At 40.7% G+C, this 11,899-nt stretch carries 14 protein-coding genes; 9 read left to right on the top strand and 5 right to left on the bottom strand.

Annotated features, from left to right (window positions below; genetic code table 11):
• Positions 1 to 3: 3 nt before the first annotated feature.
• Genes J0X13_RS02040 through ruvX form a run of 3 tightly spaced genes read right to left on the bottom strand, consistent with a single transcriptional unit; the run spans position 4 to position 1,507 of the window.
• Positions 4 to 447 (bottom strand): DUF5606 family protein, encoded by a 444-nt coding sequence (locus J0X13_RS02040; RefSeq protein ID WP_207069816.1) that lies wholly within the window; start codon positions 445 to 447, stop codon positions 4 to 6.
• A 55-nt stretch (positions 448 to 502) separates the two neighbouring features.
• On the bottom strand, positions 503 to 1,093 hold the full coding sequence (gene def, locus J0X13_RS02035; protein WP_207069815.1) for a peptide deformylase: 591 nt from the start codon (positions 1,091 to 1,093) through the stop codon (positions 503 to 505).
• A gap of 3 nt (positions 1,094 to 1,096) precedes the next feature.
• Positions 1,097 to 1,507: a Holliday junction resolvase RuvX gene (gene ruvX, locus J0X13_RS02030; protein WP_207069814.1), complete on the bottom strand. Its 411-nt coding sequence runs from the start codon at positions 1,505 to 1,507 to the stop codon at positions 1,097 to 1,099.
• Positions 1,508 to 1,607: 100 nt separating this feature from the next.
• Between ruvX and J0X13_RS02025 the strand changes: the two genes are divergently transcribed.
• Both J0X13_RS02025 and J0X13_RS02020 read left to right on the top strand, forming a co-directional pair.
• On the top strand, positions 1,608 to 2,423 hold the full coding sequence (locus J0X13_RS02025) for a 2,3,4,5-tetrahydropyridine-2,6-dicarboxylate N-succinyltransferase (protein WP_207069813.1): 816 nt from the start codon (positions 1,608 to 1,610) through the stop codon (positions 2,421 to 2,423).
• Positions 2,424 to 2,682: 259 nt separating this feature from the next.
• Positions 2,683 to 3,486 carry a glycosyltransferase family 2 protein gene (locus J0X13_RS02020; RefSeq protein WP_207069812.1) on the top strand — a complete coding sequence of 268 codons (804 nt, stop codon included), beginning with the start codon at positions 2,683 to 2,685 and terminating at the stop codon, positions 3,484 to 3,486.
• Here J0X13_RS02020 and J0X13_RS02015 read toward each other — a convergent pair.
• Positions 3,468 to 4,301 carry a glycosyltransferase family 2 protein gene (locus tag J0X13_RS02015; RefSeq protein ID WP_207069811.1) on the bottom strand — a complete coding sequence of 278 codons (834 nt, stop codon included), beginning with the start codon at positions 4,299 to 4,301 and terminating at the stop codon, positions 3,468 to 3,470. The genes J0X13_RS02020 and J0X13_RS02015 overlap by 19 nt on opposite strands.
• A gap of 66 nt (positions 4,302 to 4,367) precedes the next feature.
• Here J0X13_RS02015 and J0X13_RS02010 point away from each other — a divergent pair, with 66 nt between their 5' ends.
• Genes J0X13_RS02010 through J0X13_RS01985 form a run of 6 tightly spaced genes read left to right on the top strand, consistent with a single transcriptional unit; the run spans position 4,368 to position 9,843 of the window.
• A complete protein-coding gene (locus tag J0X13_RS02010) occupies positions 4,368 to 5,207 on the top strand; it encodes a zinc-binding alcohol dehydrogenase (protein WP_207069810.1) in 840 nt (279 codons plus the stop codon).
• Positions 5,188 to 5,748: an L-threonylcarbamoyladenylate synthase gene (locus J0X13_RS02005; protein ID WP_207069809.1), complete on the top strand. Its 561-nt coding sequence runs from the start codon at positions 5,188 to 5,190 to the stop codon at positions 5,746 to 5,748. The genes J0X13_RS02010 and J0X13_RS02005 overlap by 20 nt, the downstream gene beginning before the upstream one ends.
• A gap of 2 nt (positions 5,749 to 5,750) precedes the next feature.
• Positions 5,751 to 7,181 carry a CCA tRNA nucleotidyltransferase gene (locus tag J0X13_RS02000; RefSeq protein ID WP_207069807.1) on the top strand — a complete coding sequence of 477 codons (1,431 nt, stop codon included), beginning with the start codon at positions 5,751 to 5,753 and terminating at the stop codon, positions 7,179 to 7,181.
• The gene (locus J0X13_RS01995) at positions 7,178 to 8,191 is read left to right on the top strand and encodes a COX15/CtaA family protein (RefSeq protein ID WP_207069806.1); all 1,014 of its coding nucleotides are present in this window, start codon (positions 7,178 to 7,180) and stop codon (positions 8,189 to 8,191) included. The genes J0X13_RS02000 and J0X13_RS01995 overlap by 4 nt, the downstream gene beginning before the upstream one ends.
• A gap of 43 nt (positions 8,192 to 8,234) precedes the next feature.
• Complete coding sequence (locus J0X13_RS01990; protein ID WP_207069805.1) at positions 8,235 to 8,738, top strand: IS1096 element passenger TnpR family protein; 504 nt, start codon at positions 8,235 to 8,237, stop codon at positions 8,736 to 8,738.
• 46 nt (positions 8,739 to 8,784) lie between these two features.
• Entirely contained in the window at positions 8,785 to 9,843 is a 1,059-nt protein-coding gene (locus J0X13_RS01985) for a nucleoid-associated protein (protein ID WP_207069804.1), read from the top strand.
• Here J0X13_RS01985 and J0X13_RS01980 read toward each other — a convergent pair.
• A complete protein-coding gene (locus J0X13_RS01980; RefSeq protein ID WP_207069803.1) occupies positions 9,840 to 10,916 on the bottom strand; it encodes a hypothetical protein in 1,077 nt (358 codons plus the stop codon). The two genes, J0X13_RS01985 and J0X13_RS01980, sit on opposite strands and share 4 nt — an antisense overlap.
• A gap of 78 nt (positions 10,917 to 10,994) precedes the next feature.
• Here J0X13_RS01980 and J0X13_RS01975 point away from each other — a divergent pair, with 78 nt between their 5' ends.
• Entirely contained in the window at positions 10,995 to 11,891 is an 897-nt protein-coding gene (locus J0X13_RS01975) for an ABC transporter ATP-binding protein (RefSeq protein WP_207069802.1), read from the top strand.
• Positions 11,892 to 11,899: the final 8 nt, after the last annotated feature.

Raw genomic sequence — 11,899 nt, 5'->3', positions numbered from 1 at the left:
TGTTTATTCTTCCTCTTCGGAGGCAGACACGGTAGGTTCTTCAGCATCCTTTTCGTCTTCAACAAAGTCAGTAATGTTGTTGTCGAGAAGGATGTTGTACCACTGTATGATCTTTTTGATGTCACTAGCGTACACCCTGTCCTCATCATAATTGGGAAGCACTTCGAAGAAATACTCTTCCAATTCGATTTTTTCGGCCTTGTGGCTGATGGATGTTTTTTCACCCCCTTCTTTTTCCTTGATTTTTTGGAACACTTCTCGCAAGGGAAGTTCCTCTTCCAAGGTGTAAATGGCTATTTCGGACAATACGCTTACATTGCTTCTTAAACCAACGGTTACACGTTTGCCATCCAATAGGGATTCGCCAACAAAGCCACCTCGGGTTTGGGTCAATAATTTGTAAAGTCCCGGTTTACCTCCAATAGATAAAATCTTTTCTAATGCCATTCAAATAGTAATTTATGGGCGCAAAAATATGTTTTTATCGCAAATAGCGATTTTTTTAACGTCCTTTTTTGATATTGGGAAACCTCATTCGGTAATCCACATTGATTTTTCCTTTGGAAATCTTTTCCAATCGGCTTTTTAAAAGTCGTTTTCTTAAGGATGAGAGCTTATCGGTGAACAAAATGCCCTCGATGTGGTCGTATTCGTGCTGAATCACCCGAGCCAACAGGCCATCAAAGGTTTCAGTGTGTTCTTTAAAATCCTCATCCAAATATGTAATGGTGATTTCGGGCTTACGTTTTACATCTTCACGGATATCCGGGATGCTCAAACAACCTTCGTTAAAGTCCCACTCCTTGCCATTTTCCTCTTCAATCCTGGCGTTGATGAACACTTTTTTGAATCCATCGAGTTGTTTCTGTTCGGCTTCGGTCAATTCATCATCATCCGCAAAAGGTGTGGTGTCCACCATAAACATTCGTATGGGAAGTCCTACCTGTGGGGCAGCCAAACCAACGCCATGAGCATTGTACATGGTCTCCCACATGTTTGTCATCAGTTCATCCAGTTTTGGATAATCGGATGTGATATCTTTTGCTTTTTTTCGCAAAACGGGGTCTCCGTAAGCTACTATGGGTAAAATCATAAATCAAAATCTGTTTATGTAGGCCTGCAATATAAGCGTGGCACTTATTTCATCGACTAGGGCCTTGTCCCTTCTCTTCTTCTTTTTCATTCCGCTGTCCAACATGGACTGGAACGCCATTTTGGATGTAAACCGTTCATCTTGGCGCTCCACTGGAACTGAAGGGAAATTGGCTTTCAGCTTTTTCAAAAATTCTTGGATAAGCGCTTCCGACTCAGAGGCCGTATTGTCCATTTGTTTTGGCAAGCCCACCACAAAAAGCTCAACGGTTTCCTTTTTTAAATACTCCTTCAGAAAATTCAAAAGGTCCTTGGTTTCCACCGTCGTAAGCCCAGAAGCGATCAACTGGAGTTCGTCGGTAACTGCGATACCGGTCCTTACTTTTCCAAAATCCAAAGCTAAAATTCTAGCCAAAATAATTTTTTGGCAAAAATAACCTTAAAAATGTTATGCGCTTAAAAATGGGGGGCATAATTCTGCCATGGGGCTTATCTTTGTCAAAACTTTAAGAAAAATGACAGGATTAAGATCGCTGATAGAACAAGCGTGGGACAATAGGGAGTTGTTGGAAGATGAAAAAACTCAAATTGCCATTCGTGAAGTAATAGACTTAATAGATATAGGTGAATTGCGTTGCGCCGAACCTACGGAAGATGGTTGGCAAATCAACGAATGGGTTAAAAAGGCCGTAGTGCTATATTTTCCCATACAAAAAATGGAAGTACTTGAAGCCGGTATTTTTGAATATCATGATAAAATCCCATTGAAAAAAGGATATAAAGAAAAGGGTGTTCGCGTAGTTCCCCATGCAGTTGCAAGGCACGGGGCCTACATTTCCAAAGGCACTATTTTGATGCCTAGTTATGTGAACATTGGTGCCTACGTAGATGAAGGGACCATGGTGGATACTTGGGCCACGGTGGGAAGTTGTGCACAAATCGGTAAAAATGTCCACTTAAGTGGTGGTGTTGGTATCGGTGGCGTATTGGAACCTCTACAAGCCGCTCCCGTGATCATTGAAGATAATGCCTTTATCGGCTCCAGATGTATTGTTGTGGAAGGTGTTCGTGTAGAAAAAGAGGCCGTTTTAGGTGCCAATGTGGTTTTGACGGCATCAACCAAAATAATAGATGTAACCGGAGATAAACCCATAGAATTGAAAGGTCGCGTTCCAGCTAGATCTGTTGTGATTCCCGGAAGTTATACCAAAAAATTTCCAGCAGGTGATTATCAAGTACCCTGCGCGTTGATTATTGGTAAGCGAAAGGAAAGCACGGACAAGAAGACTTCGTTGAACAACGCCCTCAGAGAACATGATGTAGCGGTTTAAATACTTTTAATCTTTGTTCAAATCAAGGATTAGGGCTCAAATACCATAATAGGGTTGCTTTTTTCAAAAATTGAAGCAACCCTATTTACTTTTCACCCTCTTTGATATAACGGACAGAATAATAGTTTAGGAATTTAACAATAAAAGAGTAGGGAAATTGAGAGTTTGATTGTTTGTAAGAAAAAGAAACGTTCAAACAATTTTTACGCTATTTTTTTGTTATAGATTTGTATATACCGAAACACTACACCAATAAATTATGGCTGGATTGAGCACCCCAAAGCAAAAATTATCAGCACTTGTTATCACCTACAACGAAATTGGATACATTGAAAAATGCATTGATTCCATTTCTTTTGCCGATGAAATTATCGTTGTTGATTCCTTTAGTACCGATGGTACGTATGAATATTTATTGGATCACCCAAAAGTAAAAGTGATACAAAACCCGTTTGAAAATTTTACGGCCCAAAAATCCTACACACTTAAACAGGCAACGAACGACTGGATCTTATTTTTGGATGCCGATGAAGTGGTAACGGAAAAACTTCAGGAGGAAATCACAGCCACTATAAATGACCCCAACGCACACGAAGCTTATTGGTTCTATAGAAAGTTTATGTTCAAAAATGAGCCATTGAACTTTAGTGGCTGGCAAACCGATAAAAATCATAGGCTTTTTAGAAAAAGTAAAGCACGTTTTACCGACAGGAAGATTGTGCACGAAACCTTAGTAGTTGATGGTGAATCTGGGGTCTTGACGGAAAAGTTAACCCATTTTTGCTACAAAAACTACGAGGACTATAAGGGTAAAATGCTTAAATACGGACAACTAAAGGCGAAAGAGGACTTTTACAAGGAAAAACACTTTAATTACCTTTTGATGGCGGTAAAACCTTTTTGGAAATTCTTTAACCATTACATCCTCCGTTTGGGCATATTGGACGGCAAAAAAGGATGGACCATCTGCTACCTTAATGCTCTTGGTGTTTTGGAAAGGTTCAGAGAACTAAAAAGATTGGAAAAGAAAAATGAGCTTGCTTATTATTTGGTAATGCCATAGTGCGTCCACACTAACTTGTTTGACCTGGTTTCCTTTCGTATCGCTTGGTTTTTGGCTATGGACTCCGGTGTTTTGTATCCTCTTTTATGATCTAAGTGCACACAAACCGCACTGTAACGCAACTGTTTTGACTTTATCCCGAAATTGAACAAACGTTCGCCCAATTCACGGTCCTGCCCTCCATATTGCATGCGCTCATCAAAGCCGTTTACATTTAAAATATCCTTTTTCCAACCAGATGAATTGTGACCGTTCCAACTGGCATTGGTCGGAGTAAACCTATTCAGCAACTTGGAGACAATTCCGTTTGCCGTTAGTTTATTGTTCTTAAATGTTTTTGGAATACCTTTTTCCTTGAGCCAATGGATATTGAAACAATGTTGCTTTTCAATATCTTCCAAAGTAATCATCTTGGAAATATTCATCGGCAGCATATAATAGCCCCCCGAAATGAAATATCCCGGCTCTTTATTAATGTAATGCACCTCAACAAAATCCTCCCGTGGAATGCAATCACCGTCCGTCATGATGATGTACTCGGCATTACAGGCCTCAACCGCCTTGTTCAATATTCTGGACTTCTGAAACCCATCGTCCTCCTGCCAAACATGGACAATAGGGTAAAAGACCTTTTTGGACATCTCCTCCAATAATTCCTTGGTCTTTGGCCCTGAACCATCATCGGCAACAACTACCTCAAAGTCTTTAAAAACTTGGCAATTAAAGCCCCAAAGCACTTTTTTTAGCCATTCTTCGGCATTATAAGTGCTTACGATTACTGATATTTTCGGCGATTCCTTTTCCTTTTGGTTCATTGGAGCAAAAATAGAAATATTAAATGTTATCTCATATCCTTAATTTTGTGATTCTAAACTTCCAGAATGAAGGTCAAGGAAATTCCTGTTTCACTTTTTCATCAAGCTAAATTATCTTGGCAATCCAAGGAGGCGCTTACATCCAATAAAAAGCAAATTCCTGTAATTGTTTCATTGGCTTCAATTCCTTCAAGGTTAAAGATTGTACATCTTACTATCCGGAGTTTGCTGAATCAAGATGTATTACCTGAAAAAATTGTGCTTTGGCTGCATGAAGACCTAAAAGGTAAAATCCCAAAAAAACTGAATAGTTTGACCAGCGATTTGTTCGATATTAAATTTACCGATTATTTTAGTTCACACAGAAAATTGGTCGAGCCTTTAAAACAGTATCCAGAAAAAACCATCATTACTTGTGATGATGATATGATGTACCGAAAAAATTGGCTATCGAAGCTATATGAGGCCCATCAAAAACATCCTGACAACATTGTCGCCAATCAAACGCGATGTATCACTTATGATGAATCAGGTGAGCTACTGCCCTACAAACAATGGAAACCAAATGAATCAGGATGTGAAAATCCAAAATTGACGTTACCCATTGGAGCAGGCGGAACTTTGTACCCACCCAACACAATGGACCAAAAAGTATTTGAGCAAGACCTGTTCCTGAAACTTGCACCCAATGCCGACGATTTATGGTTCAAAATAATGGGGCTGATCAAGGGAACATATTCCATTCAAGCCGACAATAGCGGAAAAGAACCAATTCCCATTTGGGGCTCTCAAAAGGTTTCCTTGAAAAAAGGAAACATTGGGATGGACAAAAACAGAATACAGTGGCAGGCGTTGACCGACCACTTTCAACTAAAATTCGAAAACATTGACCGAAGAAATCAATAACTGCCATAAAGTATTACAGGAGGGTGGACTCATACTCTACCCTACCGACACGGTTTGGGGCATAGGGTGCGATGCCACCAATCCGGAAGCCGTTAAAAAAGTATACGCCCTAAAAAAGCGAGAAGACTCCAAGGCACTCATCTGTTTGGTAGCGAACCAGGCCATGTTGGAACGGCATGTAAAAGAAGTACCTGATGTGGCCTACGATATTATGGACCTGGCCACAAAACCAACCACTATCGTATTCGACAACCCCATGGGCATAGCCAGCAATCTGGTGGCGGAAGACAACACCTTGGCCATTCGCGTGGCTTCGGATAAATTTTGCCAATACCTCATCAATAAATTCAGAAAGCCCATTGTATCCACATCGGCCAATATCTCGGGCAATCCCACTCCAAAACAATTCAAGGATATTGATGAAGAAATTTTAAAAGGAGTGGACTATGTGGTAAATTTGCCAGACGAAAGTACAAACCCTTCCCCCTCCTCTATCATTAAGCTGAGTAGTGATGGACAGGTGAAGGTTATTCGGGAATAACAATGGCGAAGGAATTCCATACAGAAGCAATACAACATCCTATTTTTAAACTTATTGGCGAAGCTTCAGATGAGTTGGGCGTGGACGCTTACGTCATCGGTGGTTTTGTTCGTGATTATTTTTTAAAAAGAAATACCCCGAAGGATATCGACATTGTGGCCATTGGCAGTGGAATAGAACTCGCCAAAAAAGTGGCCTCCAAATTAAAAGGAAAACCTGAGATTTCCGTATTCAAGAATTTTGGAACGGCCATGATCAAGCACAAGGATTTGGAGCTGGAATTTGTGGGCGCCCGAAAAGAAAGCTATAATCGGGATAGCCGAAAACCCATTGTGGAAGATGGCACCTTGGAAGACGATCAGAACCGTCGCGATTTTACCATCAACGCCATGGCCTTGGCATTGAACAAATCCAATTTTGGGGAACTCCTAGATCCTTTTGATGGCTTGGCCGATCTGGACAGGGAAATCATTCGAACACCATTGGAACCCGGTATCACCTATTCGGATGACCCCTTGCGTATGATGCGTGCCATTCGATTTGCCACACAATTGCATTTTACCATTGAATTGAAATCGCTTCAGGCCATTACCGAGAACAAGGACCGTATCAAAATAGTTTCCAAGGAACGTATCGTGGACGAACTGAACAAAATATTGATGAGTCCCAAACCGTCCCTAGGTTTCAAATTGATGCACCAAACAGGATTGCTTCCCTTGATTCTACCCGAACTGACAGCGCTGCAAGGCATTGAAGAAATAGAGGGCCAACGCCACAAAGATAACTTTTGGCACACTCTGGAAGTGGTGGACAATATAGCGGAAACCACGGACAACCTCTGGTTGCGATGGGCTGCATTGCTGCACGATATCGGCAAGGCGCCCACCAAAAAATTCCATAAAAAAATTGGATGGACGTTCCATGCACACGAATTTGTGGGAGCAAAAATGGTTTACAAACTCTTCAAAAGGTTACGAATGCCGTTGAACGAAAAGATGAAATTCGTTCAGAAAATGGTATTGATGAGTTCTAGGCCCATCATTTTGTCCGAAGACCATGTGACCGATTCTGCAGTAAGACGATTGGTCTTCGACGCTGGAGATTTTGTGGAAGACCTTATGACCTTGTGTGAGGCCGATATTACAACCAAGAACCCGAAGAAACAGAAAAAATACAAGAACAATTTCAAAATAGTTCGCCAAAAAATAGTAGAGGTCGAAGAGCGTGACCATATCCGGAACTTTCAGCCACCTGTATCCGGTGAAGAGATCATGAAGACCTTTAACCTAAAACCTTCCAAGGAAATAGGCATTATCAAAGATGCTATCAAAGAAGCAATTTTAGAGGGAGAAATCCCCAACGAATACGAGGCCGCCTATAATTTTATGTTGGAAAAAGGCAAAAAAATGAATTTAAAAATCCATTCCGAATGAAAAAGAACAAATATGTAGTGTATTGGTTGTTAACTGGATGTTTTCTCATTTTTGTCATGGTTTTAGTGGGGGGCATAACGCGGCTTACCCACTCTGGACTTTCGATTTCCGACTACAAATTGATACAGGGAACCATTCCACCGATGAACGAACAGGAATGGCAAGAAGCTTTTGAACTGTACAAGCAATACCCGGAATACCAGAAACTCAATTATCATTTTGGTCTTGATGAGTTCAAGGACATCTACTTCTGGGAATGGTTGCACAGAGTAATTGGAAGATTTATTGGAGTAGTATTCATTGTGCCGTTCCTTTTCTTTTTGGTCACCAAAAAATTGGATAGGTCGACCATTAAAAAATGTTTGATTTTGCTCTTTATGGGCGGATTCCAGGGCTTTTTGGGCTGGTACATGGTTAAAAGTGGCCTTGTGGACCGTCCCGATGTTTCCCACTTTAGATTGGCCGCACACTTGACCACGGCATTCCTGACCTTTGCCTACAGTTTATGGGTGGCTTTGGACCTTGTGTACCCCGAAAAAAAAGAAATCAACAAGAAAATAAGAAACTTGATCCGGGTCGGACTCGTACTGCTGTTGCTCCAGATCATTTGGGGAGCTTTTGTAGCTGGATTGGATGCAGGTTTTATACACAACCATTGGCCTTTGATGAGCGACGGCAAGCTGATTCACGAAACCGTATACATTGAGCAGCAGCCGGTTATCAAAAACTTTTTTGAAGGAAAAAGTGGGGTCCAGTTCGTGCACCGCTATCTCGCCTATATTGTAGTTGCGGTTATTGCACTGATTTGGTTCAGAACGCGAAAAATCCAGACAACAAAACTTCAAGAAAAAGGATTGCAAAGTTTGTTGGCCTTGGTTTTTGTGCAGTTTTTACTGGGTGTGCTCACGTTGATCTATGCAGTGCCGCTTTGGCTGGGAATTGCACATCAAATAGGGGCGTTTTTCCTTTTGGCCGCCATGACTTTTACCCTGCACAGGTTCTCCAAATAAGGTCTATTTATTGTACCTTTGTGCCCACTCTAAAATTTGATGGATGATTTATAAAATCAGGATAATACTTGATGCTGAGGAAGATATCTTTCGTGATATCGAAATTGAGGACCAAAGTAATTTGGAAGATTTCCACAATGCCATTACCCAAGCTTTTGGTTTTGAGGGGAGTGAAATGGCCTCGTTCTACACTTGTGATGAAGAATGGAACCAAGACGAGGAAATTGCCCTTTTTGATATGAGTGAGAGTGGTTCGGATATTCGGTTAATGAACGAAACCACTTTAGCTGATGTCATGAACGAAAAAAATCCCAAGCTGATCTATGTTTACGACTTTTTCAGCATGTGGACCTTTTTTGTGGAACTCGCCGATATTGTTGAAAAAGAAGATGGCAGAATTTACCCCAATGTGCTTTTTACCTTTGGTGAACTGCCCGATGCCCCACCAGAAAAACAGTTTGAGGCAGAACCCAATGATGATGAAGGAGATTATGACGACCTTTTGGACAGTTATGACGATATGGACTTTGACGAAAACTGGAACTAGCCCATACTTGACCTGAATTTTTAACCATTAATCACATCCCCTAAAAATGCTGAACCTATATCCCGCCCAAATTGAAAGCATATCGCTTCACCGTGTTGGTAACAAAAGTAAAAACGAATCTGCGTTCTTATCTGCAGAGCCTTTTACCCTAAACGATGAAATGTCCGGTTTGCTAAAGGAGTATTTCTTTAAACCATTTAGGGAAAAAGAAGAGAACTACTATAAGTTTGGCCATGAGGTGGATCTGGAGTTCAACGAGGTCTATATGGCCGTTTCCGGAATATTCGACAACCCATCCGACAACCATAGGCTATCCAAAAAAATAACCACTCACTTGTATGAGCAGTCCAACCATCCGCATATTAAAAGCGGGGAAGTTTATGTGGTCCATTTTTCAGATATGGTAATCAACAACCAAAAAACGGATGCCGTTGGTATTTTTAAAAGTGAGTTGAAACACGATTTTCTTCAGTTTGAAGAAAAGGAGCACAACTTGGAAATTTTGATACGTCAGGGAATCAACATCAATAAACTGGATAAAGGTTGTATTGTTTTTAACACCGATAAAGAAGAAGGGTACAAAGTACTTTCTGTCGACAGCAACCGATATGATGCCAAATATTGGTTGGAAAACTTTTTAGGTGTTCTCCCATTGACCGATGAGAATTTCTACACCAAAAATTACCTCAAGTTCTGCCAAAACTTTGCCAAGGACGTGGTTTTACCCGCCGAAGACAAACAGCAAGAGGTCATGTTCATGAACCGTGCGGTGAACCACTTTGCCAAAAACGACAATTTTGAAGAGACTTCATTCTTGAACGAGGTTATGGAAAACCCTGAACTGATTCCGGAATTTAAACACTACAAAGTGGAAAAAGGTCCCAAATACAGCATTGAGGACGTTTCCAATTTTGATATTGCCAACAAGGCGGTGAGCGATGCCCGTAAAAAAATCAAGAATGTCATCAATTTGGATACCAATATTCAAATTAAGATGGATTTCATCAACCCTGAATCGGCAGAGAAATTTGTGGAAAAAGGTTGGGACGAGGAACGGCAGATGTACTACTACCTCGTATATTTCAACAAGGAACAGAAAAGTTAGAACTTCTTATCTATAATCTGTTTCATACTCACATCTTCGTAATTTCGTTTTACAAAATCCAAAGCATGGGCAAGTATTTCCCCCATGTTTTTACTATCCCTAAAGTTAATATCACCTGTTAGCTCCTGAAGTTGGGCTTTTAATGTTTCTATGTTTTCCGGAGGTGCAATGGTATCCGCGATACATGCATCCATAAGCCTTTTTAACCTTCTTCCCCAACTAAGTATTCTTTTGGCTATGATCGAACGTTCCTCCACAATATATTGATTTACGGAATCTATGGTCAATTTACCTTGTACCAAATCGACCATTGTTTTATTCTCCTTAAAAAATTGGGGACGGTACACTTTTATCTTGCCTTCGTAACATTGTTGATCAAAGTCAATGGCCCGTATCTTATAAACAACACTATCAAAATCGTGGGTAGGAACGATCACATAGTTATAGGAGCGCATGTCGCCCAACAAACGTATCATGCACCTTTCATTGAACTTCACAAATTCTTTGGCAATTTGTGCTTTTTCGAATTCCGTGCATTCCGGTAGGTTTTTTTTCATAAAAACATCTCCGGGAATACCCACAATATGCTCCTCTATCAAGGTGTTCTCATAAATCACAAAGTTCAAATTGTACGGTGAGAGCATATGCTCCAACTCCAAACCATAGACCCGTGATGCATCGGTCCTTTTTACATAGAACAAGGTGTAGTTATCGTTCAAAATATTTCGAACCTTGATTCTAAAAGGTTTCGAATTCCCAAAAGTGCAATAGTCCACATAATCCACATTGAGGTACTGAAAAATGGAATCGCTACCATCCGAAACAAAATTTGAATAGACACGCTTCAGGGCCAAATCAATTTCATCTCGGTCAAACTCTGGATAAAAAACCCTTACCCAAAGGGTATCTTCATCGTTTGCATCATAAACGGCAACACTTCCCGAAAAACGTAGAAGGTCCTCATAATGGATAGGAATCTCAATTTTTCGATTGTAATAATCCAAATATTCATCCAGCTCTTTGCTTATAGGATAGGCCGGTTTCTTTTTCGACATTAATTTCTCTTCGGACATTGTATTTGATTATTTTGTAACAAAATGCGATAAACATCGTCAAGTTAGTATAAACCATTCAAAAAACGATAGCATCTCTTGGAAACAATACTCACCGTTAACCATCTTACAAAAAAATTTGGTTACCTCACAGCCGTAAAAGATCTTTCCTTTACCATAGAAAAGGGAAACGTTTATGGCATATTGGGACCCAATGGCAGTGGCAAGTCCACCACTTTGGGCATTATATTAAATGTGGTCAACCGTACTTCCGGCGATTTTAGCTGGTTCGATGGAACCACTTCCACTCATGATGCACTTAAAAAGGTAGGTGCCATTATTGAACGCCCTAACTTTTATCCTTATATGAACGCTATCCAAAATTTAAGATTGGTCTGCAAAATAAAGGATGTTCCCGAAACCAAAATTCAGGAGAAACTGGAATTGGTCGGGTTGTGGGATCGCCGCAACAGCAAGTTCAGAACCTATTCGCTGGGTATGAAACAGCGTTTGGCCATTGCCTCGGCCCTGCTCAATGATCCAGAGATTTTAATTCTGGACGAGCCCACCAATGGTTTGGATCCTCAGGGGATTCATCAAATTCGAGAAATCATAAAAGTAATAGCAGGTCAGGGCACCACCATTTTATTGGCATCCCATTTATTGGATGAAGTGGAAAAGGTGTGCTCCCACGTTATCATCCTCCGTAAGGGCGAAAATCTATACACAGGTCCCGTGGACAGCATGTTGGCCAGTCATGGCTTTTTTGAACTCCGTGCTGCAAACATGGACCAACTTCAAGAGCTCCTGGAAAAAAATGCAAGCTTTGGCAAAGTGGAAAACTTTAATGGCACCATTACCGCATATCTAAAAGAGGAAATGGATGCCGAGAGCTTGAACAAGACCCTATTTGAAAAAGGCATTGTACTTTCTCATCTAGTGAAAAGAAAAGAGAGCCTGGAAGAACAATTTTTAACCTTGACCAACAATAACTAATCACAAAA

The sequence above is a fragment of the [Muricauda] lutisoli (nom. illeg.) genome (assembly GCF_017313105.1).
Classification (GTDB): domain Bacteria; phylum Bacteroidota; class Bacteroidia; order Flavobacteriales; family Flavobacteriaceae; genus Flagellimonas; species Flagellimonas lutisoli.
This window is presented reverse-complemented; position numbering and strand designations above follow the sequence as displayed.

Bases quoted from the DNA above. Each gene is read 5' to 3' on its own strand.
- J0X13_RS02020 (WP_207069812.1), top strand. From the start codon at position 2,683: ATGGCTGGATTGAGCACCCCAAAGCAAAAATTATCAGCACTTGTTATC.
- J0X13_RS02015 (WP_207069811.1), bottom strand. From the start codon at position 4,301: ATGAACCAAAAGGAAAAGGAATCGCCGAAAATATCAGTAATCGTAAGC.
- J0X13_RS01990 (WP_207069805.1), top strand. From the start codon at position 8,235: ATGATTTATAAAATCAGGATAATACTTGATGCTGAGGAAGATATCTTT.
- J0X13_RS01985 (WP_207069804.1), top strand. From the start codon at position 8,785: ATGCTGAACCTATATCCCGCCCAAATTGAAAGCATATCGCTTCACCGT.
- J0X13_RS02000 (WP_207069807.1), top strand. From the start codon at position 5,751: ATGGCGAAGGAATTCCATACAGAAGCAATACAACATCCTATTTTTAAA.
- J0X13_RS01995 (WP_207069806.1), top strand. From the start codon at position 7,178: ATGAAAAAGAACAAATATGTAGTGTATTGGTTGTTAACTGGATGTTTT.
- J0X13_RS02040 (WP_207069816.1), bottom strand. From the start codon at position 447: ATGGCATTAGAAAAGATTTTATCTATTGGAGGTAAACCGGGACTTTAC.
- def (WP_207069815.1), bottom strand. From the start codon at position 1,093: ATGATTTTACCCATAGTAGCTTACGGAGACCCCGTTTTGCGAAAAAAA.
- J0X13_RS02010 (WP_207069810.1), top strand. From the start codon at position 4,368: ATGAAGGTCAAGGAAATTCCTGTTTCACTTTTTCATCAAGCTAAATTA.
- J0X13_RS01980 (WP_207069803.1), bottom strand. From the start codon at position 10,916: ATGTCCGAAGAGAAATTAATGTCGAAAAAGAAACCGGCCTATCCTATA.
- J0X13_RS02025 (WP_207069813.1), top strand. From the start codon at position 1,608: ATGACAGGATTAAGATCGCTGATAGAACAAGCGTGGGACAATAGGGAG.